20 protein-coding genes are annotated in these 20385 nt (G+C 61.8%); 11 read left to right on the top strand and 9 right to left on the bottom strand.

From position 1 onward, the window contains the following. Positions 1-187 precede the first annotated feature (187 nt). Complete coding sequence (locus tag B5525_RS05945; RefSeq protein WP_079565173.1) at positions 188-1936, top strand: type I secretion system permease/ATPase; 1749 nt, start codon at positions 188-190, stop codon at positions 1934-1936. Beyond that, positions 1933-3243: an HlyD family type I secretion periplasmic adaptor subunit gene (locus tag B5525_RS05940; RefSeq protein WP_079565172.1), complete on the top strand. Its 1311-nt coding sequence runs from the start codon at positions 1933-1935 to the stop codon at positions 3241-3243. Before B5525_RS05945 ends, B5525_RS05940 begins: the two co-directional genes overlap by 4 nt. Positions 3244-3471: 228 nt before the next feature. On the opposite strand, the gene B5525_RS05935 is transcribed toward B5525_RS05940, so the two are convergent. Further along, a complete protein-coding gene (locus B5525_RS05935; RefSeq protein ID WP_079565171.1) occupies positions 3472-3954 on the bottom strand; it encodes a CinA family protein in 483 nt (160 codons plus the stop codon). A gap of 6 nt (positions 3955-3960) precedes the next feature. Beyond that, positions 3961-4926 carry an MBL fold metallo-hydrolase gene (locus B5525_RS05930; RefSeq protein ID WP_079565170.1) on the bottom strand — a complete coding sequence of 322 codons (966 nt, stop codon included), beginning with the start codon at positions 4924-4926 and terminating at the stop codon, positions 3961-3963. 171 nt (positions 4927-5097) lie between these two features. Here B5525_RS05930 and B5525_RS05925 point away from each other — a divergent pair, with 171 nt between their 5' ends. The 3 genes from B5525_RS05925 (at position 5098) to B5525_RS05915 (ending at position 7786) form a co-directional block, all read left to right on the top strand. After that, positions 5098-6183, top strand: a complete 1086-nt coding sequence (locus B5525_RS05925; protein ID WP_079572988.1) for an amidohydrolase family protein — start codon at positions 5098-5100, stop codon at positions 6181-6183. Next, positions 6180-7289: an amidohydrolase family protein gene (locus B5525_RS05920; protein WP_079565169.1), complete on the top strand. Its 1110-nt coding sequence runs from the start codon at positions 6180-6182 to the stop codon at positions 7287-7289. Before B5525_RS05925 ends, B5525_RS05920 begins: the two co-directional genes overlap by 4 nt. Before the next feature lie 83 nt (positions 7290-7372). Beyond that, a complete protein-coding gene (locus B5525_RS05915; protein ID WP_079565168.1) occupies positions 7373-7786 on the top strand; it encodes a Rieske (2Fe-2S) protein in 414 nt (137 codons plus the stop codon). 297 nt (positions 7787-8083) lie between these two features. Here the strand turns inward: B5525_RS05915 and B5525_RS43630 are convergent, their stop codons facing one another. Both B5525_RS43630 and B5525_RS05905 read right to left on the bottom strand, forming a co-directional pair. Further along, entirely contained in the window at positions 8084-8320 is a 237-nt protein-coding gene (locus tag B5525_RS43630) for a hypothetical protein (RefSeq protein WP_154073081.1), read from the bottom strand. Positions 8321-8403: 83 nt separating this feature from the next. Continuing rightward, on the bottom strand, positions 8404-9195 hold the full coding sequence (locus B5525_RS05905; protein WP_079565167.1) for a transporter: 792 nt from the start codon (positions 9193-9195) through the stop codon (positions 8404-8406). A 198-nt stretch (positions 9196-9393) separates the two neighbouring features. Here B5525_RS05905 and B5525_RS47715 point away from each other — a divergent pair, with 198 nt between their 5' ends. The 4 genes from B5525_RS47715 (at position 9394) to B5525_RS47120 (ending at position 11886) form a co-directional block, all read left to right on the top strand. Further along, positions 9394-10029 (top strand): GDSL-type esterase/lipase family protein, encoded by a 636-nt coding sequence (locus B5525_RS47715; protein ID WP_079565166.1) that lies wholly within the window; start codon positions 9394-9396, stop codon positions 10027-10029. 589 nt (positions 10030-10618) lie between these two features. Next, entirely contained in the window at positions 10619-10975 is a 357-nt protein-coding gene (locus tag B5525_RS05895) for a hypothetical protein (protein WP_079565165.1), read from the top strand. A gap of 248 nt (positions 10976-11223) precedes the next feature. After that, positions 11224-11346: a hypothetical protein gene (locus B5525_RS47125; RefSeq protein ID WP_276328839.1), complete on the top strand. Its 123-nt coding sequence runs from the start codon at positions 11224-11226 to the stop codon at positions 11344-11346. A 417-nt stretch (positions 11347-11763) separates the two neighbouring features. Further along, the gene (locus B5525_RS47120; RefSeq protein WP_276328838.1) at positions 11764-11886 is read left to right on the top strand and encodes a hypothetical protein; all 123 of its coding nucleotides are present in this window, start codon (positions 11764-11766) and stop codon (positions 11884-11886) included. 60 nt (positions 11887-11946) lie between these two features. Here the strand turns inward: B5525_RS47120 and B5525_RS05885 are convergent, their stop codons facing one another. Then, on the bottom strand, positions 11947-12783 hold the full coding sequence (locus B5525_RS05885) for a PhzF family phenazine biosynthesis protein (protein WP_079565164.1): 837 nt from the start codon (positions 12781-12783) through the stop codon (positions 11947-11949). A gap of 721 nt (positions 12784-13504) precedes the next feature. On the opposite strand from B5525_RS05885, the gene B5525_RS05880 reads away from it, so the two are divergent. After that, positions 13505-14017, top strand: coding sequence for a Spy/CpxP family protein refolding chaperone (locus B5525_RS05880; protein ID WP_079565163.1), 513 nt, complete (start codon positions 13505-13507; stop codon positions 14015-14017). Positions 14018-15137: 1120 nt separating this feature from the next. Here B5525_RS05880 and tcuB read toward each other — a convergent pair. The 4 genes from tcuB to B5525_RS05860 all read right to left on the bottom strand — a co-directional run bounded on the left by tcuB (position 15138) and on the right by B5525_RS05860 (position 20048). Continuing rightward, complete coding sequence (gene tcuB / locus B5525_RS05875) at positions 15138-16247, bottom strand: tricarballylate utilization 4Fe-4S protein TcuB (RefSeq protein WP_079565162.1); 1110 nt, start codon at positions 16245-16247, stop codon at positions 15138-15140. Beyond that, entirely contained in the window at positions 16234-17631 is a 1398-nt protein-coding gene (tcuA, locus tag B5525_RS05870) for an FAD-dependent tricarballylate dehydrogenase TcuA (protein WP_079565161.1), read from the bottom strand. The genes tcuB and tcuA overlap by 14 nt, the downstream gene beginning before the upstream one ends. A gap of 74 nt (positions 17632-17705) precedes the next feature. Next, positions 17706-19016, bottom strand: a complete 1311-nt coding sequence (locus B5525_RS05865; protein ID WP_079565160.1) for an MFS transporter — start codon at positions 19014-19016, stop codon at positions 17706-17708. 132 nt (positions 19017-19148) lie between these two features. Further along, positions 19149-20048: a transcriptional regulator GcvA gene (locus B5525_RS05860; protein ID WP_079565159.1), complete on the bottom strand. Its 900-nt coding sequence runs from the start codon at positions 20046-20048 to the stop codon at positions 19149-19151. A 136-nt stretch (positions 20049-20184) separates the two neighbouring features. On the opposite strand from B5525_RS05860, the gene B5525_RS05855 reads away from it, so the two are divergent. Beyond that, positions 20185-20364 (top strand): DUF1127 domain-containing protein, encoded by a 180-nt coding sequence (locus B5525_RS05855; RefSeq protein WP_154073790.1) that lies wholly within the window; start codon positions 20185-20187, stop codon positions 20362-20364. Positions 20365-20385 lie beyond the last annotated feature (21 nt).

Below are 20385 nucleotides of genomic sequence, written 5' to 3'. Positions count from 1 at the left end.
GGCCGCCCCGAGACGTGCCGGTGCGCGCCAGATCGGGTTGTTAAACGCGCCGACGAGACCTGAGGCCATTGAGAACGTTTAGGTTAATGCGACTTCCATGGACGTTCGCCGCAGGAATCTGTAAGTTAGCAGTCACGCAACCTCCGTGAGTTAGGGTCGCGTACCCTTATTTTAGAGATCAGAATTGATGGCAGCCATTCCCGGTGTCCGGCGTTCCGAACTCGGTGATGCACTGCGCGCCTGCCGCAACGCATTCACCGGCGTCGGCGCCATGAGTTGCATGATTAACCTTTTGTATTTGACCGGTTCGTTGTTCATGCTCGAGGTCTACGACCGCGTGCTTCCCAGCCGGAGCATACCGACCTTGGTCGGCTTGGCCATTCTCGCCGGCGGATTATACGCCGCGCAGGGTGTCCTCGACCTGATCCGGGGCCGAATTCTCGGCCGTATCGGAACCTCGCTCGACGAAGCCCTCAATGCCCGCGTGTTCGACACCATCGTGCGCCTGCCGCTGATGGTCGGCGCCCGCAACGAGGGCCTGCAGCCGCTGCGCGATCTCGACAACATCCGCTCGTTCCTCTCCAGCATGGGCCCGGGCGCGCTGTTCGATCTGCCATGGCTGCCGTTCTATCTGGCGATCTGTTTCGCCTTCCATGTCATGATCGGCCTCACCGCGCTGGTCGGCGCGATCATCCTGGTCAGCCTTACCGTTCTCACCGAATATTTGTCGCGCGCGCCGGCGCGCGAGGCGATGGGCCTGGCGGCGCGCCGCAACGATCTCGCCGCCACCAGCCGGCGCAACGCCGAGGTGCTGGTCGCGATGGGCATGTCCGGACGCCTGACCCGGCGCTGGAGCGAGGCCAACCAGAACTATCTCGCCGGCAATCAGCGCGCCAGCGACGTCGCCGGCGGTCTCGGCGCGATCGCCAAGGTGCTGCGCATGACCCTGCAATCGGCCGTGCTCGCGGTGGGCGCCTATCTGGTGATCCACCAGGAGGCGACCGCGGGCATCATCATCGCGGGCTCGATCCTGAGCGCGCGGGCGCTGGCGCCGGTCGATCTCGCCATCGCGCATTGGAAGAGTTTTGTGGCCGCGCGGCAGAGCTGGCACCGCCTCAACCGGTTGCTCGAGCAGGTGCCGGCGGCGGTCCAGCAGACCCTGCTGCAGAACCCGTCGAGCCGCCTGTCGGTCGAGGGCATCGCGATTGTGCCGCCGGGCGATCAGAAGGTTATCGTCCAGGACGTAACCTTCGAGCTGACCGCCGGCAATGGTTTGGGCGTGATCGGGCCGAGCGGGTCCGGAAAATCCTCGCTGGTACGTGCGCTGGTCGGCGTATGGCAACCGGTGCGCGGCAAGGTGAGACTCGATGGTGCGGCGCTCGACCAATGGTCGAGCGACGTGCTCGGTCGTCACGTCGGTTATTTGCCGCAGGACGTCGAGCTGTTCGCAGGCTCCGTCGCCCAGAATATTTCGCGCTTCGATTCGGAAGCGTCGGCCGATTCCATCATCGCGGCCGCGAAGGAAGCCGGCGTGCATGAGATGATCATCAAGATGCGCGACGGCTACGACACCCAGATCGGCGAGCAGGGCACCGCGCTCTCGGCCGGCCAGGCGCAGCGCGTGGCGCTGGCGCGGGCGCTGTACGGCAATCCGTTCCTGATCGTGCTCGACGAGCCGAACTCCAACCTCGACACCGAGGGCGATGAGGCGCTGACGCGGGCGGTCCGCGGCGCGCGCGAGCGCGGCGCCATCGTGGTGGTTGTCGCGCACCGGCCGATCGGGATCGAGGGCGTCGACCAGCTCCTGGTGCTCAAGGACGGCCGCATGCAGGCCTTCGGTCCCAAGGAAACCGTGCTGGGGCAGGTCCTGCAGCAGCGGGTTGCGCCACCCACCCCGATCAAGATCGTTTCCGAGGGGGGAGTCACCAAATCATGAGCGGCACCGAGAAACAGGGCGCGCTGCGGTCGATCCGGCTGCACTTGATCGTCGGCCTCGCCATCGTCGTCGTTCTGGCCGGCGGGCTCGGCGGCTGGGCCTCGACGGCGGAGATTTCGGGCGCGCTGATCGCGCCGGGACAGATCGTCGTCGAATCCAACGTCAAGAAGGTGCAGCACCCGACCGGCGGCGTGGTCGGCGAACTGCTCGCGCATGACGGCGATCTCGTCAAGGCCGGCCAGGTGGTGGTGCGGCTCGACGACACCGTCACCAAGGCCAACCTCGCGATCGTCACCAAGAACCTCGACGGGCTGTGGGCGCGGGCCGCCCGGCTGCAGGCCGAACAGCAGGGCGTCGACAAGATCGTGTTTCCCAAATCGCTGCTCGACCGTGCCGATGACCCCGACGTCAAGGCCATCATCGCCAGCGAGACCAAGCTGTTCGACGTTCGGGTCAACGGCAGGATCGGACAAAAGGCGCAATTGCGCGAGCGCATCACACAGCTCAACGAGGAGATCGCCGGCCTGATCGCGCAGGAGCAGGCCAAGGATCAGGAAATCGCGCTGGTGCAAAAGGAACTCACCGGCGTTCGCCAGCTCTACGATCAGCATCTGGTGCAGTTGACGCGCCTCACCACGCTGGAGCGCGACGCGGCCCGGCTCAACGGCGAGCGGGCGCAATACATCGCCTCGCGCGCGCAGGCCAAGGGCAAGATCACCGAGACCGAACTGCAGATCATCCAGGTCGACAAGGACATGGTCAGCGACGTCTCCAAGGATCTGCGCGAGACCAACGACAAGATCGGTGAATATGTCGAGCGCAAGGTGACCGCCGAAGACCAGTTGCGGCGGGTCGATATCCGCGCGCCGCAAGACGGCATGGTGCTGCAGTCGACGGTTCACACCGTCGGCGGGGTGATCACCGCCGGCGATGCCATCATGATGATCGTTCCGCAGGCCGATGACCTTCAGGTCGAAGCCAAGGTCAATCCGCAGGATATCGACAAGTTGCAGATCGGCCAGAAGACGCTGCTGCGGCTGTCGGCCTTCAACCAGCGCACCACGCCGGAACTGACCGGCGTCGTCACCCGCGTCTCGCCCGACGTCACCACCGACCAGCGCACCGGACAATCCTATTACACGATCCGCGTCTCGATGTCGCCGGAGGAGCTCGCGCGCCTCGGTGACGCCAGGCTGATCCCCGGCATGCCGGTCGAAGCCTTCGTGCAGACCGGCGACCGCACCCTGATGTCCTACCTGATCAAGCCACTCAGCGACCAGCTGATGCGCGCGTTCCGGGAGAAGTGACGGCTACGGGCGGACCGCGCCAAACCCACAATTGTCATCGCCCGCCAACGGGTCGGCGCGTCGCGCCGCCCGATGACAGGCTCCAGCGGGCGATCCGGTATTCCAGAGACGGCGATGCTGGAATCGAGAGGTCGCGGCGTACTGGATACCCCGCATGCGCGGGGTATGACGACGGTTGGTTGCGGAGCACCCCCTTACATCATCTGTCGCAGCAACGACGATGAACACTTACCGCGACAAATTCTGCAGCAGCAGATTCAGCGCCGTACTGGCAAACATTTGCATGTTGGCGAGCCGCTCGTTGCTGCCGGTCTCCAGTGTGATCACCTGCGACTGCGGCCCCGCGACCGCCATGCAGCTATGGCCGGCGGCGTCGCCGTAGCGGTTGCCGGTGGGACCCGTGGCGCCGGTTTCCGACAGGCCCCAGTCGGTGGAAAAGCGCTGCCGGATCTGGCTCGCCAGCAATGTGGCGTAGGGCTCCGAGGCCGAGCGGATGCCTTTCATCGCCTCGTCCGGGATGTCCATCAGGATCCGCCGCGCATCGCGCGTATAGATCACGCCGCCGCCGAGGAAATAGGCCGATGCGCCGGGCACCGCGAGCAGGGCCGCCGAGATCAATCCGCCGGTCGAGGATTCCGCGACCGCGATGGTCTGGCGCCGCTCGATCAGCTTGGCGGCGATCTGTTCGGCGATCGCAACGAGGTCCTTCATCGGCTCTCAACTCCTGTGCAGGATTCGCTTCAACAGCGGCTTCTTTTCCGGCCTGTCGGCGAGCGAGTGCCAGACCACGCGAATGAAATTCTTGCCGGCGAGTTCCGTCGGCGCCCATTTCGCGTCGAGATCGGCGAACGGTTTTGCGGCAACCACGTCGTCCTCGCTCTTGCCATCCTTGACCAGCTTTGCCATCCGGTCGCGCGCGGTGAGCAGCATGGTGCGGTAGTCGATCAGCGCGGCCTTGTCGGCGATCGGGCCGTGGCCCGGCACGATACGCGTCCTGGCGTTGACCAGCTTGAGATAGACGTCGGTGGCCGCGATCATGCCCTTGATGTTGCCGCCATTGGCGAAATCAATGTTGGGATAGCGGCCGTTGGTGAAGGTGTCGCCGGTCGACAGCACATTGGCGGTCTTGAACCAGACATAGGTGTCGCCGTCGGTATGTGCGTTGGCGATATGCTTGAGGTCGGCGACCCGGCCGTTGAGCCTGAGCTTGAAGGCGCCGGTATAGGTTTTCGACGGCAGCGCGTCCGGCGCCGCCGGCGGCGTCTTGGCGCCGGTCAGGCCGTTGGTGGTGCCGGCGGCGAGCCGGTTCTTGACATTGACCTCCGCGACGACAGTGGCGCCGTCTTTTGCAAAAGGTTCATTGCCGCCGGTGTGGTCGCCGTGAAAATGGGTGTTGATGAGATATTTGATCGGCTGCTTCGACACCAGCACGATGGCGTCCTTGATCTTGTCGTGCAGCGGCGCGAACTCGCTATCGACCATGATGATGCCGTCCCTGGCCACCGCCACGGTGACATTGCCGCCCTGGCCCTCGAGCATATAGACGTCGTCGCCGAGATCGGTGGTCTTGATCTCGACCTTGGAGAAATCCGGCGGCGGCGGTGTGGCCGCCGGCGTCTGCGCGAACACCCCGCCGGACAGCGCCATCAGGGCGACGACGACGGCTAATTTCATCTTGTGCATAACAACTCCCCGCGGCGATCCCTCGGGATGTCCTAGCACAGGATTGCATGGGTGCCGAACAGGGATCGGCAGGGCTCCGCGATGGACGGCCAAGCCCGCCCGCTTTATGCTGGGGTCCGAACGACGAGCGCCGGGATTAACGGGCGCCGCGACTACGAGGAAACCGAGGTCATGACGTCACCGATCGCGGGCGGCGTGGATTGCGATCTGCATCCTGCCGTTCCTCATCTGACCAGCCTGCTGCCGTACCTGAACGACTACTGGCGCGACCAGGTCACCACGCGCGGCATGACCGATCTGGTGTCGCAGTCCTATCCCACCCATTCGCCGATCTCCTCGCGGCCGGACTGGCGGCCGGCGAAGGGCAAGCCGGGTTCGAGTCTTGTCGACATGCAGGCGCAGGCGCTCGATCCGTTCGGCGTCAGCCATGGCATCTGCAATCCGCTGTACGGCGTGCAGATGGTGTTTTCCGAGGATATGGCGGATGCGTTCTGCCGGGCGCTGAACGACTGGCTGGTGAAGGAATGGCTCGACAGGGACGACAGGCTGCGCGGCTCGATCGTGATCCCGGTGCAGAGCGTGGAGAAATCGGTTGCGGAGATCGAGCGCTGCGCCAGGGACAGGCGTTTCGTGCAGGTGCTGATGCTGGTCATGGGCGACATGCCCTTAGGGAAACGCGCCTACTGGCCGATCTACGCCGCCGCCGAGCGGCTGGGATTGCCGATCGGCATTCACGCCGGCAGCAATTATCACAACCCGCCGACCTCGGTCGGCTGGGGCTCCTACCACATCGAGGATTATGTCGCGCAGGCGCAGGCCTTCCAGACCCAGTTGACCAGCCTGATCGTCGAGGGCGTGTTCGCGCGGCATCCGAATTTGAAAATGGTGATGCTGGAATCGGGCTTCACCTGGCTGCCCCCCTTCCTGTGGCGGCTGCATAAATTCTGGCGCGGCATCCGGATGGAAACGCCGTGGGTCGATCGCGCGCCGCTGGATATTGTGCGCAGTAACATCCGGTTTTCGCTGCAACCGGTCGATGCGCCGCCGGATCCGAAGATCTTGAACCGGCTGTTCGAGCATATGCAGTCGGACGAATTGCTCCTATTCTCGACCGATTATCCGCACTGGCAATTCGACGGCGACGCGGCGCTGCCGGAGGGGATGTCGGCCGATTTCGTGCGCAAGGTCATGATCGAGAATCCCTATGCCACCTATACTCGCCTGAAGCAGCCGGTTCTCAAGGAGACCATGCCATGAACGTACAGTTCCGCGAGAGTCCGACGCCAGCCTCGTCCGTTCATGCGAAAACCGGGATTGCCGATTGCGACATCCATCCCGCGCGCGCCACCGCGACCGAATTGTATCCCTACCTCGCAAAGCGCTGGCATACGCATCTCGAGACCTACGACAAGCATCCCTATCAGGGCATGATGGAAGGCCCGCCTTATCCGAAGGCGCAGCCGAACGCCTCGCGCCGCGACGCCTATCCGCCGGAAGGCGGCCCGCAGGGATCGTCGCTATCCTTCATGCAGCAGCAGCATCTCGATCCGAACAATGTCGTGCTCGGCGTGCTCAATCCGCTCGCCACCGGGCAAGGCATCCGCAATCACGATCTCGCCGCCGCGATCTGCTCGGCGATCAACGACTGGCAGATCGACAAATGGACCAGCAAGGATTCTCGACTGAAGGGCTCGGTCGTGGTCGCCAATGAAGACGGCCCGACCGCGGCGGCCGAAATCCGCAAGCGCGCCGGCGACACAAATTTCGTCCAGGTGCTGCTGCTCAGCCGCAACGTCGAGCCGCTCGGCCAGCGCCGCTACTGGCCGATCTACGAGACCGCCGAAGAGGTCGGGCTTCCCGTGGGCGTCCACGCCTTCGGCTTCGGCGGCAATCCGATCACCGCCTCGGGCTGGCCGAGCTATTACATCGAGGAGATGGTCGGCCATTCGCAGTGCCAGCAGACCGCGCTTTCGAGCCTGGTGCTGGAGGGCGTGTTCGAGCGGCATCCGACACTGAAGATGATCATGGTCGAGGCTGGCTTCGGCTGGGCGCCATCGCTGTCGTGGCGGCTCGACAAGACTTTCGAGCGGCTGCACAGCGAGGTGCCGCATCTGAAGCGCAAGCCTTCCGAGTATATCAGCGACCACATCTGGTGGACCACGCAGCCGATGGAAGACCCGGAAAAGCGCGACCACCTGTTTGACGTGATCGACTGGATCGGCTGGGACAAATTGCTGTTCGCCACCGACTATCCGCACTGGGATTATGACGAGCCGTCGCGAGTGCTGCCGGCCGGCGTCAGCGATGCCAACCGCGAGGCGTTTTATCTCGGCAATGCACTGAAGCTGTATGGTCTCGCGTAGCATGATCCGAAAAAGCATGCCCTCGGGCTACGACCCGATGGGTGGGAACCGGTTTTCCGAAAAGATCATGCGGACATAACAGAATGGCTCGGCATGTCATCGCCGCGGTGGATGAGCTGCCGCCGGGCACCCGAAAATTGCTCACCATCGATGAACGCCCGATCGCGGTGTTCAACATCAACGGCGAGTTCTTCGGCCTGCTGAACCGCTGCCCGCATCAGGGCGCGGCCTTGTGCGAAGGGCCGCTGATCGGCTTGGCGCAATCCTCCGACCCCGGCGAGATCGAATACACGAAACTCGGCGAGATCATCCGCTGCCCCTGGCATGGCTGGGAATTCGATATCCGCACCGGCCAATCCTACTGCGACCCCAAGCGCTTCCGCGCGCGGGCCTATCCGGCCCATGTCGAGCCGGGGTCACACGTGGTGAAGAGCCCGTATGTGGCGGAGACCATCGCCGTGTCGGTCGAGAGCGATTACGTGGTGGTGGATTTGTAGGTATTGGCTAACTTTTACCGAGAGCCCGATTCATGGCTCTCGTGTCGGAAGTTCTGATATTGCGCCCAACCGCACATGCCGCGGACATGACAAAATCGACGCGATTGACCCACAACAGACATCAACGTCCCAGCGGGGGCCGTCAAATTGGTGCGACGTGAATAACCCTCAGGCCATTCAAAGTCGGCGGCATTCCTGACAGTCTTGCGTCGTCTATGTAAGGGTGCCGGCATGTGGCCTCTGCATGCACGGGTTTCGGCAGTCGCCTCCATTCTACTGCTTAGCTGCGCCAATCAATCACCCGCGCTCGCTCGCGGTAGTCAGGTTGGACACGATGATCCGTGGAATCCGGAACATATCGACCGCCTGCCGCCCGAGGTTCGGTATGCTGTAAGCCGTATGTGCAGAGATTCCCCGCGCGCCGGTCACTACTTTGCGACCTATTTTGACAATGCGCATTTGATAAAGCTGCACTTTGAGCATCTGCACTGCGGCGATCAGACAATATTTTGCAGGGTAGATAGTTGCCTTCACCAGGAATATGTTTCTACCGGTGGGCCGTTATCGGCTCATCAGGAACTATTACGGCCGCAATAATGACTGACCACGCCGATGATTCACCTTGGATGGTTGGCGAACAATCCATCGATGCGGAACGAATACCCGACGCCGACAATATAACTCGGGGCATTGTGATTGAGACCGAACGCGATGTGGAAGTCGACCTGCTCGGTTCGGTTCATATGATACATCGCGCCAGAATTCAGGAGCAGGCTGGGACCGGCACCTTCGGGAAAGTCGCCGACATATTCGGTAAACACGCTAAATTCCTTCGTCAGCTGCTTTTCCAGCACGAAGGTCGTCTCGGTGATGCGCCTGGTCGTGAAGTCCGAAGGACGGAAGAACTCGGTGAACATGCCGCTGACGCCCCAGCCATCATGCAGCTCCCACGACCAGGGAAATTGGAGATAAGGCTGCGCGCCACGACCGGCGATCGCGACCGCGCCGGTAGGCAACGCCAAGCCGAATACGACCGACAAATCGACCTTGCCCGGTATCGGACTGATCTGCCACTTGAGCGCCGGGGACACGTCAGAAAACCCCGAATTACCGGGCCCTTGAACGTTCGCGAAATAGGTGGGCAGGTCAACCAGTAGCTCAAGACACGGCGCAACGCCCAATCGCCACCGGCTGTTCGTCCCGTCGATGGTACGACCGTCTTCACGGATGCTGAAATTCACGCCGTTTTCGTTCTGGAGACTGCCGGTTGGCACTACAAGGCTCGAGTTTGTAACATCCGGCCGATCAGTTGCAATGTCGTCTTTCGCAGTTGGGCAACCTTCCGCCTGTGCCTCGACGGTACCGAGGATTGAAGACGCCAACAGCAAACAAATCTGGCGAGTTCGCATGCGCGCAGGTCGGCCTCAAATAAAGGAAGTTACGGTGACAGTGCACTTAATTCTGATCATGCGTCGCTCACCCCAAGCCGAATTGACGAAATGGCCACGCAGATTTGCCGATCAAGCAAGTGTTTCCACACAGAGAAATGTGTATAGCTGGAATACGGTTAGGTGCCTAGTTGTCCGCTGGCTGAAGCTGACAGTCGTATGCGAATAGCGGCAGAGAGACGCGTTGAGAACAACATGGATGTATCAATTCGGTGGCCAGGAAGGCGTTCAGCAATGGTCGGTGCTGCACTGGTGTCTGCAATTTCTCTTGGGGCGACTGCCGTCAAAGCGGAAGTTCATATAGTTGCGCTCGGCGACAGCGCCATTCGAGGCCATGGCGTCTCGGCAAGCGAGGCCTACCCGGCCCAACTTGAGGCGGCTCTAAGAGCAAGGGGACATAAGGTCACTGTCGTCAACCGAGGCGTCGACGGAGACACAACGGCAGGCGTCCTCGCAAGACTAGATCGGGCTGTACCCCCAGGCAGTGATATCGTTGTCCTGAATATCGGGGACCCACGGGGAAATGATGTCGTGTTGCATCATCTTTCGCCAGCTGCTGCGGAGGCGGGGGCTCAATCGATTATGGCGAAGCTGCGGGTCAAGGGAGTCGCTGTTTACAGGATCACTCGAATGCAGCGGGGCTTAGTTGATCGATCCGAACTTCATGTGGAAAATATGCACGATAAGTCAAATACGATGTGGCATCTAAATAGGGCCGGTTATGCCATTGTGGTTGAGCGCACACTTCCCGCTATAGAGGCGCTCGTAAAAGAATCCGAGAGCCGAAGTCCCTAAATTTGGAGTGGCCGGTGACAGTGCACTTAATTCTTATTAATTGAATGCACGGGTCACCGTAATTCCTGTCGAGCCTGCGAAATCCCGACGGTAAAGGCATGCCGCGGACCAATGAGGGCAGCCCGGCGCGGTGGCGGTTACATACCAATGATGCGGCTTCCTAAACCATAATATAGGTGGGAATCGTTCGCCCTTCGCCCATATCAAGATTGTGTCGGACTCCTCCCTCCCGGCACTTCTCAAGACTACGGCTCCAGCTTGTCCCGGGCTGGAGCCGTTTCTCTTTGCGATTACGAAGCCCTTCGGAGCGGCTTTGCGATAACCGACTGGAGCAAATGCGATGCGATATGTTTTCGCGTTATGCCTTTTGGTCACTTTATGTGCCCCCGCCGACGCCCGGCATCATCGGGGCTATGGAAACAACGGCGACGCATCCGCGCACGGCGGCGAAAGCGCCACACATCCGTAGGCTGCCCTCGCCCTTTCGCCTCAGATATGGCCGGCGGGTTTCGGTCATGTGCCCCGGCTGCCCCCAATCCACAATCGGTAGCGGATTGTTCTAGCGGCGCGGCTGCGCTTCAATAGGCGCATGTCCACTCTAACCCGCCGCCGATATCCCAAACGCCAGGACTGCTGGCACGTCTACTATGGCGACGTGCATGTGGGAACGATCGCTATCCGCGCCGGCATCCCGCATGACGAAGATCCCTGGGGCTGGAGCTGCGGTTTCTACCCGGGTAGCCACCCGCGCGAACATACCAACGGATCGGCGCCGACCTTTGACGAGGCGCACCGCGATTTCGAAGCCGCGTGGCGCGTATTTCTATCGAAGCGGACGGAGGCCGATTTCCAGGAATGGCGCGATCAGCGAGACTGGACGGAGCGCAAATATGCGATGTGGGAGCGCGGTGAGCGTTTCTCTTCGCAACAGCCGAGCGCGAGATGAAACGGAGCAAACACAGTGGGAGTAATAAGTCGCCGCAACATCCTGACAGATATCCTGCCCGGCTCCATCGTTGCTGTCGCCGGTTTTAGTATCGCGCCTAGAGCAGCGGAGGCGACTCAGCCGGTGCGAGCGGTGATGATCCGTCCGCATCGCCACATGCGTAGCCGTCACCGGCGTTGGGGTTGCTGGTGGGAGAGGGATCGTCGCTGGTGGCACTGGGGACATCGTGTCTGCGGCTGGCGCTAGCTATGCCTGAAACGGGCTGGAAACGATCGTTCGACGATCTTATTTTGCTGCCACGGGGCAGCCAACTCGTCACCCTGGAGGATGCTGATAACTACATCACCAAGCTTTCCGAAGGCCGAACATGAGGCTCCAGAATGGCAAGTAGCCATGGAAGCGCTGATCCTAGTGGCGACGTCCGGCGGGCCGACGATGTTTGCGCGGATCGGTGTCACGCGCGCGTTGAACCGGCACGTCGAGCGCGAGTTTAGTCCGGACCGCAAAGACCATCATTGGGGAAAGCGGAAGCTGGCGCGGGATAGATGACCGGGGTGACAGCGATTCAACTGTGGACAATGCGCAAGTCACAAAAGTTCATCTGACGCACCACTGACACGCGGTTCGTTAGTGCTTGCCAATTGCTGTGTGCCCTCAAGTAGTTGCTGCCTTCGCCATGTTCCTACGGTAGGAACATGGTGACATTATTCGCTGTTGACGGGCGCACAAAGCGGCCGACAGATAGATCGTCCCCCGAAGGCTCTCAATTTTTCAATGGAGAGCCAGGTATGCGCAATCGACTTCAGGTCAGTTTTTGGGGGCTTCGGCTGGATGCGCAGGGCATTGTCGCGATTGCAGCGGCGCTGCTGATCGTACTCGTGTTTGCTCTGCTGTTAGCTCTTCGATTTTAGAGGTTAAAAAATGAGGGTGACCCTCTTCATTGGTTACGGTGACAGTGCACTTAATTATGATCATGCGTCGCTCATGATGCGTGCCGTCCCTGATACCCTTATTGAACTGCCTGCAATCTCGCTAATCTCCGCACGGATAAGCGATCGCATTCCCATGTCTTCTCCCTGAACAATATTAATGACACCCCCGTGCGGCCAGCCTATGTCACGCAAGTATCCCGCTAACGCAGCGGCGGCTGCACCTGTTGCCGGATCCTCCAGTACGCCTCCGACGGCAAACGCATTGCGGACATGGAACAGTTGCGGGTTCTCTGCCGTAACAAGCGCGACCGTAACTAATCCGGCTCTTTCCATCAGCTCTCGGCCGAGCTTGAGGTCATAGCTCATGCGAGCAAGCGCGGTGCGCGTTTTCAGAGCCAGGACGACATGGTCGGCACCGCCGTGAATCTTCGCGGGCGGAATTTTCAAATCGAGATCGTCGATCGAGTAGTCGAGAAGTTGCAGCAAATCCGCTTGTAGCAACGGATCAATGGATGTGCTGCGTGTCGGCGGTGATTGAAGCGCGGCTGCAATTGTCTGGCCGTCTCGGCGGCCAGCGACCGAAATATCTGCGCGATTCAGCTTTAGTTGAAAAGTTCGGTCGCCGTGTTGAAGTGCAAGAGCGGCCCCCAGAGCGATGGTGGCATGTCCACAAAACGGCACTTCACATAGTGGCGAAAAATACCGAACGCGCCATGCGCCACCCTCGGGAGCCGCGAAGGCCGTTTCCGAGAACCCAACATCCGCTGCCATCGCTTGCATCCTCGATGCAGGCGGCAAATCGTCGCCGATCCATATACCGGCAGGATTGCCGCCTTTATTGCCGTCCGAAAATGCAGCGATGCGAAGAACTGTCATGCTCGTGATCCTGTTTCGTGTTCACCTGTTGCCCCCCCGAGTCCGTTCCTGGCACGAAGCTGCCGAGGCGGCATGTCCGCTCCGACGATCACAACCGGGGTAAACCGGACATGACGCCGTCAGCCCAATTCGGTCGAGATTGACTCTAAGTAGACCTATTTGGAGCGGTACACCGATCAGCGTTCATAAACAAACGAGGTCCGGCATGAGCACACGCCAGACCTCGTGCCCGTACGTCTCTATTTTGAACGGCGGTGAAAGGTTCTGAAGGCACCAAAACCCTTCAAAACAAGGGATTTTCCTCTACCCTACATCATCGGCTTTCAGGGCATTTCGCCAAATCTAGGACCGGGACCTTTGCCACCGGACGCGGCAGAGCGAAAGGCCACCTTCAGGAGCTGAAACCGTGAGCGATACTACCACAACCACTGAACCCGTTCCCAAGCGCGCTCGCACTGCGTGAGCCTCCTATTCCGACCTCAGACAGGGCAGCCTACCACGCTTTTATTAAGGTCGGGCCGAGGCCCGCTTGCGAGGTCACGGCGGGGACGCCCGGCGGGACTCGGGGAGCGTCACGATCACGTCATAATTGTTTTGGTCTGGGGGCAGCCGACGGAACTTACCGACGCGCGACGCGCGTGAACGTCTTCTTGATTTGACCCGTGGTCCCGATTGCGGCCTTCTACCTGGGGGCGAACGGCACGAGACACAGGAGTTTGCAATGATCAAGCAAATAGCCTTTGCAGCAGCTGCAGTTCTTATAACAGCATCGCCTTTTGCTATCGCCGCAGAAACGTCTTCCACTGTAGGAATGCGGCATCCTATTACTGGCGCCGACCTCAACGCCTTGACGGATGCACGGGTCGGCATGATCAAGGCTGCTTTGCAGCTGACACCCGAGCAGGAAAAATACTGGCCGGCCGTAGAGGAGGCCATCCGCGCCAGAGCGAAGAACCGACAAGCCCGGTTGGAACGGGTCGCGGAACTGCGCGATAGCAGCAGCCCAACGGAAGTTCTTCGCGAACAAAATGCGGTCGAACACATGCAACGTCGGGCGGAGGCACTGAGTCAACGTGCGGCCGACCTCAAGAAGGAAGCCGATGCGTGGGAGCCACTCTACAAGACGCTAAGCCAGGATCAGAAGAAGAGGATGGCTTTCGTGACGGTCGTGGCGATGCGCGGAATGCGAGATACGATTGAACGTCGTATCGAATCCGGAGATGACGACGACTAAGGCCACATGAGCCGCCACCGTCGCGGAGCAAGTCGTTTTGGTCCGCGACGGTGCCATCATTTGCCGTCATTCAAGCGCATACCGCAGCGTCATTGCTGCCGGAACATTGCATAACGGACGCGACCTGCCTCAATCGACTTTTGCAACAAGATCGGCAGTTTTCTGACATCACGCGACGTCCGACTTGAGTCCGGGATGCACAGCAAAGCGGACGCCCGCTCAACAATGCGAATTCAGGCGTTCACGCCTTGATGGCGGTCGTGGCTGCGACAAAACAACCCGACGGGCAGATTTCCGCTTTCGCCGTCGGGCAAATCACCTTTAGGAGTCCCGGCATCCTGTCCCCAAGGAAGGGGCGTTGGCCATCGTCACGAACGTTGGGACGGGATGCGGTGGACGCGGCGGCGCCGTGCGCGCGATGGGATGGCAGGGCGGGCTTTTTTTGGGCTCGTGAGCGATCACAGGACGTGCTGACGAGCGGTGCCGAAGCGTACGGTGAAGTCGTGTGGTCCTGACGCCTCAGCGGTTGGCGTCAAGTCGGCGAAAAGGCAAGTCGGCCCGACCGGGCGCGGACGAGCCAGTTATTCGCAGGCGACGGAGACAACAAGGCCCGATTCTCCGGGGAGAGCGCGGAGTAAGCCGTAAAGCCATTGCGCAGGGAATGCCGGAGTGCCTCCGCTGAACCTGTATGCTCGTGTGCGTTTTCCTTTGTCCATTTTGCACACGAGACCGCGGGTGCAGCGCGCATCCGGCATTCCCTGCTCCCTCTTCTCACGAGGGACAACGAAACCCAAAGCTCGGGCAAAATCGTGCCGCGAGAATGCTAACGTGTATCCGCTGTTTGAAATTCGAATCGGAAATAGAATTCGTCGTCCCGGACGAGCGAGCCCCGCTTTTGAACTCCCCTCCACCCACGCGCCCTTGCGCGTGGCGGGGTCCGAGGCGAGCGAAGCTCGCTCTCGAGGTCGGGGGTGGGGGGTAGCGCGGCGTCCACCGAAGCTGCGGTCCCAGCCAATAGACCCCCCACCCCCGACCCCTAAGAGCGAGCTTCGCTCGTCTCGACCCCGCCGCTTCGCGGGGGGAGGGGAGACGGATTAGCGTTCGCTCGCGAAACTCCGGACTAGGTCCCGCCCGCCATCATCCGCCGCTCCCGCGCGTAGCGCACCAGCGCGACGAAACGATAGAGCCCGTGCACGAACTTGCCGTAGGGCATGGTGATGAACAGCGCGAATACGAATCCGAGATGCAGCGCCAGCAGCGGCCCCATTGCCGCCGTCTCGCGCAACAGCAACAGCACGATGCCGGTAAAACCAGTCAGGAACAGCATGACGATAAACGCCACATCCATGCCGGTGCGCTTCTCGTCCACCAGCGCCGGATCGCGCTTGAATTTCTCCGCGAGCAGCCCCGCGGGACCCACGAGAAGCCCGATGCCGCCCAGCGTGCCCAGCACGACCGGCAAATCCCACCACGGATAGGGCGCCTCGCGCGCGAGCAGAAAATGATACAGCGTCGCCACGCAGGTGGCGGCAAAGCAGAGCCCAAAACCGTAGAAGGTCAGATGATGGTAGATTTTGCGGTGATCGGTGGGGCGTTCATCCTCGTTGAAGCAGCCGACGCCACCGCCGTCGAGATAGCGCAACTGGCCGGTGTCCTTGATCGCCTGCCACAGCGACCCGGGATCGGCGAGCATGCCGACGGGTTCGCCGATATCGCGCCAGAACGCGCGCACGCCCATCACCAGTGCCACGATCGCGTAGAGGAACGCCGCACTGAACAAGAAAGCCATCGCATTGTGCGGCATCAACGCGTAGAACGCGCCGGGACCGGTGTGGATGCCGAGCAGCACCTGCCGGTCGTTGAAAGCCGCAAAGCCGAAGATGAACGCGGCCACACTCAAGGCCGCGATGACGCTGATCGCAAGGCCGTTGCGCGCGAACAGGCCGGACAAGGCGCGCGGCCAGGCATAGGCGGCCCAGGATTCGACGCGCGCGGCGGCCAAGTTCTGCGGTACATTGACGTTGTATTCGTGCGGCGGCGAGAACTGGCAATCAGTGTAGCAGGCGCCGCAGGCATGGCAGAGATTGGCGAAATAATTCAGGTCGCCGTCGGAGAAGGCGCGGCGCATCTCCATCGCCGGAAACACCGCGCACAGGCCCTCACAGTAGCGGCAGGAATTACAGACCGTCATCAGGCGGTCGGCTTCCTCGAGCGTCTTAGTTCCGTGCATTTTGCGCCGCTTCCCGTCCCGCGATCCGTCCGAACACGCTGCCGATGGTCATGCCGATGCCGGCCGCATAACCTTTGCCGAGCACGTTGCCCGCCATGATCTCGCCGGCGGCGAACATGTTGGCTGATGGCTTGCCGTCCTTCATCAACATGCGCGCCTGCTTGTTCACGCGGGTGCCCAGATAGGTGAAGGTGATGCCGGGCCGCACCGGATAGGCATAATAAGGCGGCGTCTCGATCCTGCGCGCCCAGTGCGTCTTCGGCGGCGTCAGGCCTTCGGTGCGGCAGTCGTCGAGGATGGTGTGATCGAAGGTGCCGGGCCGCACCGCCGCATTGAAGTCGGCGATGGTTTTTTCCAGCGCGGCGGCGTCGAGCTCGAACTTGCCGGCAAGCTCCGCGATGCTGTCGGCCCTGATCGGCGGAAACAGCGTCGGCATGAAACTGGTGAGAACAGAGGAGTCGAAAACGATATAGGCGATCTGGTCAGGTTGGGCGGCGACCAGGCGGCCCCAGATCGCATAGCGCTTCGGCCAGATGTCTTCGCCTTCGTCGTAGAAGCGTAAGCCACCGTTGTTGACGACGATGCCGAACACCACCGAATCATGCCGCGTGATGATGCCGCCGTCGAATTTCGGCGCGCGGGCGTCGATCGCGACCGCGTGGCACTGGGTGGGATCGCCGACCTCCTGCACGCCGTTGTCGAGCAGCATCTTCAGGATCGAGCCGCGATTATAGGGCGTGCCGCGGATCAGGAAATTGTCGGCGGCCTCGCCCCAATACTGCTTCAGCCATTCGATATTGGCCTCGAAGCCGCCGGCTGCCGCCACCAGGGTCGCGGCGCTCGCCTTGGCGCGCCCGTCGCCCTGCTTCAGGGTAGCGGAGAGAAACATGCCGTGGTCGATGTTGAGGTCGAGCACTTCGGCGTCGTAGAGGATTTCGACGCCGAGCTGTTCGGCGGTGAGATAGAGCGCGTTCAGCATCGCCCGGCCGCCGCCGAGGAAGAACGAATTGGTCCGCCCGAGGCTGAGCGTGCCGCCCAGCGACGGCTGCCAGCGCACGCCCTGCTTGACGATCCAGTCAAGGACGTCCTTGGACTCCGCGATCATGTGGCGGGCCAGTTCCTCGTCGGTCTGGCCGCCGGTGACGCGCAGCAGATCTTCCCAGAATTCCGCTTCGGTATAAGGTCCGGTGAGGATGTCGGTCGCCGCATCATGGGCGCAGCGCATGTTGCGGGTATGACGGGTGTTGCCGCCCCGGTAGAATTTCGGCGCGCCTTCCAGCACCAATACGGAGGCGCCCAGCCGCCGCGCGCTGATCGCGGCGCACAGCGCGGCATTGCCGCCGCCGATCACCAGCACATCGTATTTACGGGCTAAGTCAACCATGCCGTCTTGTTATCGTTGTTTGCATGGAAATCAAACCGGGCCGGGGGGATCGGCCGGCCCGGCAGTTAGAGGAGTCACGTGGCGAGGGCCTCGCGGGTCTCGATGGTGCGGCCGCCGCGATAGACGGCGAGGGCCGCAAAGATGCCGAGCGCGGCGGCGAACATCAGCCAGTATCCCGGAGAAGCCTTGTCGCCGGTCGTCTGGATCAGCCAGGTCGACGCAAACGGCGTGAAGGTGCCGAACAGCGCCGCCGCGAGCGCAAAGGCCAGCGAGAAACAGGTGGTGCGGACATGGGCCGGCACGATCTCGACCAGGGCACCCAGCATGGTGCCGCTGTAGACGCCGAAATAGAACGAGAACATCATCTCGACAGCCAGCATCTTGCCGAAGGTCGGCGCGGCAACCAGCCAGTGCAGCGCGGGATAGGCGGTCAGGAGCGAGAGGCCTGCGATCGTCAGCAGCACCGGCTTGCGGCCGATCCGGTCCGATATCGCGCCGCCGACGGGATTCCAGATGAAATTCGTGACCGCAACCAGAAGCGTCACCAGCAGGGCGTCCTGGTTGGTGAGCTTCAGCACGGTCTTGCCGAAGGTCGGCGTATAGACGGTGACGAAGTAGAACGTCGTGGTGGTCAGGATCGCGATCATCATGCCGAGAATGACGATGCGCCAGTTCGCCAGGGCCGCGGCAAATACCTCGCTGGCGGTCGGATGCTTCTTCATCGCGAGGAACGCCGGCGTTTCCTCCAGCGTCCGCCGCAGCACGAAAATAACGGGGATGATGATGCAGCCGACGAAGAACGGAATCCGCCAGCCCCACGCTGCGACTGCATCCGCGGGCATCAATTCGCTGAGAATAAAGCCGAGGATCGAGGCGACGAAGATCGCCACCTGCTGGCTCGACGACTGGAACGAGGTGTAGAAGCCGCGGTTGCCCGGGGTGGAAATCTCCGCGAGGTAGACCGAGACGCCGCCGAGTTCGACGCCGGCGGAAAATCCCTGCAGCAGCCGGCCGATCAGCACGATCACGGGTGCAGCAAGACCGATGCTCGCGTATGTCGGGCAGAAGGCGATCACCACCGTGCCGACCGCCATGATTGCGAGCGTCACGATCAAGCCCTGGCGGCGGCCGATGCGGTCGATATAGGCGCCGAGCACCACCGCGCCGACGGGCCGCATCAATGCGCCGAGCCAGAACACGCCGAAGGCGTTGAGCAGCGCCGCGGTTTCGTTCTGCGCGGGAAAAAACGCTTTGGCGATGGCTTGCGCGTAAAACCCGAACAGGAAGAAGTCGAATTGTTCGAGGAAATTGCCGCTGGTCGCGCGCAGAATGGCGCCGATGCGCGACTTGATCTGCGGCGGGTGTGATGTGGATGTTTGCGACATGACGAGTTTCTCCCCGTTTCGAATGCCTGTGCGGAAAGACTTCTCGTCAGCCGACAGTTGCTTGCTTGATGCGGCAATCTGCCACGTCCGCGCCGCGCGACCAACCCGGAAAATGCCGAGCGAGCCGGATTTTCAGGCCTTGCCCTGACCTGAGGTTTTCAGCCATTGCCTGAACGCGCGGAGTTTCGGCGGATCCGCCCTGCTCTTGGGCGAGACCAGATAGAAGCCGGCATCCGCCGGCAGCGCGATCTTGAAGGGAACCACGAGCCGCCCCTTGGCGATGTCGGCCTCGACATAGGAGGTCCGGCCCATCGCCACGCCGATGCCGTCGATCGCCGCCTGCACGGTGACGAAGATCAGGTCGAAGCTCACGCCGGGCTGTCTTGAGATGTTCGCCGGCAGGCCCGCGGCCGTGAGCCACAGCCTCCAGTCATCGTCATAGCCTCCGCTGCTGTGCAGCAAGGTGTGGTTGGCGAGGTCCTGCGGGCAGTGCAGCGGCTTGTCGCCGCTCGCCAGCGCCGGACTGCACACCGGAAACAATTCGTCGGCCATCAGCCAGTCGGCGCGCAGGCCGGCCCAGTGACCGCGGCCATAACGGATCGCGGCATCGACATCGCCTTTTCCAAAATCGACCAGGCTGGTCGAGGTGGTGATGCGCACGTCGATGCCGGGATGCGCCTCCTGGAAGGCGGAAAGCCGCGGCAGCAGCCATTTGGCGGCGAGCGAGGCCAGCGTCGATACCGTCAACACGTGGTCGTCGTCCTTACGCAGTAGCCGGTCAGTGGCAAGCCTGAGATCGTTGAAGGCGGCGCGGATTCCGGGGAGATATTCCCGGGCCTCCGGTGTCAGCGCCAGCGCGCGGTTCTGCCGGACGAACAGGCGGACTCCGAGTTCCTCCTCGAGCCGCCGGATCTGATGGCTGATCGCGGTCTGCGTGACGTTCAGCTCGGCTGCAGCGTTGGTGAAGCTCAAATGGCGCGCGGCGGCCTCGAACGCGCGCAGGCCGTTGAGCGAGGGCAGCCGCGCGGTCATGGGATCCCCCAATCCATGAATTTATCTCATGTCAAGCTGGACAACATGTCGTTTGTCGGGAGCGTCGAAGACACAGATATTGTCGGTTGCAGCTTAGCTTTAGGAGGACACCGTGTCCATCTATTCACATCAATCAATGACAAATCATCATAGCACGGGATTTCTGACCCAGCTCTCCGAGGCATTCCATGTCTGGCGTGACCGGCGGCGCCAGCGCCGCGAACTGACCCATTGGACCGATCGCGACCTCCATGACGTCGGCCTGTCCTGGAGCGACGTCATGCGCGAGGCGGAAAAGCCGTTCTGGCGGGCCTAAGGGCCGCCGCGGCCGGCGTTG

The sequence above is a fragment of the Bradyrhizobium erythrophlei genome (assembly GCF_900129505.1).
GTDB lineage: Bacteria > Pseudomonadota > Alphaproteobacteria > Rhizobiales > Xanthobacteraceae > Bradyrhizobium > Bradyrhizobium erythrophlei_D.
The sequence above is the reverse complement of the archived record's forward strand: the minus strand, read 5'-3'. Positions and strand labels throughout refer to the sequence as shown.